General features: G+C 55.8%; 1 rRNA gene. It reads right to left on the bottom strand.

Annotated features, from left to right (window positions below):
• Window position 1 precedes the first annotated feature (1 nt).
• Window positions 2-1,173: ribosomal RNA gene (locus ACIA49_RS41855) — 23S ribosomal RNA — on the bottom strand; the annotation flags it as partial.

Below are 1,173 nucleotides of genomic sequence, written 5' to 3'. Positions count from 1 at the left end.
GTGTGACAAGCCCTCGGCCTATTAGTACCAGTCAGCTACACACTTTACAGTGCTTCCACTTCTGGCCTATCAACCCAGTGGTCTACTGGGGGCCTTACCCGGTTAACCCGGTGGGAGACCTCATCTTGAAGCGTGCTTCCCGCTTAGATGCTTTCAGCGGTTATCACTCCCGAACGTAGCCAACCAGCCGTGCTCCTGGCGGAACAACTGGCACACCAGAGGTTCGTCCACCCCGGTCCTCTCGTACTAGGGGCAGCCCTTCTCAAGTCTCCTGCGCGCGCAGCGGATAGGGACCGAACTGTCTCACGACGTTCTAAACCCAGCTCGCGTGCCGCTTTAATGGGCGAACAGCCCAACCCTTGGGACCTACTCCAGCCCCAGGATGCGACGAGCCGACATCGAGGTGCCAAACCATCCCGTCGATATGGACTCTTGGGGAAGATCAGCCTGTTATCCCCGGGGTACCTTTTATCCGTTGAGCGACGGTGCTCCCACATGCCACCGCCGGATCACTAGTTCCGACTTTCGTCCCTGCTCGACATGTCTGTCTCACAGTCAAGCTCCCTTGTGCACTTACACTCGACACCTGATTGCCAACCAGGCTGAGGGAACCTTTGAGCGCCTCCGTTACCTTTTAGGAGGCGACCGCCCCAGTCAAACTACCCACCAGGCACTGTCCCTGATCCGGATAACGGACCAAAGTTAGACAGCCAGAACAACCAGAGTGGTATTTCAACGATGACTCCACCCGAACTGGCGTCCGAGCTTCACAGTCTCCCACCTATCCTACACAAGTTGTACCGACCACCAATACCAAGTTGTAGTAAAGGTCCCGGGGTCTTTCCGTCCTGCTGCGCGTAACGAGCATCTTTACTCGTAATGCAATTTCGCCGAGTCCACGGTTGAGACAGCGCCCAAGTCGTTACGCCATTCGTGCAGGTCGGAACTTACCCGACAAGGAATTTCGCTACCTTAGGATGGTTATAGTTACCACCGCCGTTTACTGGCGCTTAAGTTCAAAGCTTCGCCGGCCTAAGCCAGCTAACCTGTCCCCTTAACGTTCCAGCACCGGGCAGGCGTCAGTCCGTATACATCGAATTACTTCTTCGCACGGACCTGTGTTTTTAGTAAACAGTCGCTTGGGCCTGGTCTCTGCGGCCATCAACGCTTCCA

The sequence above is a fragment of the Kribbella sp. NPDC051587 genome (assembly GCF_044453945.1).
Classification (GTDB): Bacteria; Actinomycetota; Actinomycetes; order Propionibacteriales; family Kribbellaceae; genus Kribbella.
Note: the sequence above shows the minus strand (reverse complement) of the source record. Positions and strands in the feature narration are given on the sequence as shown.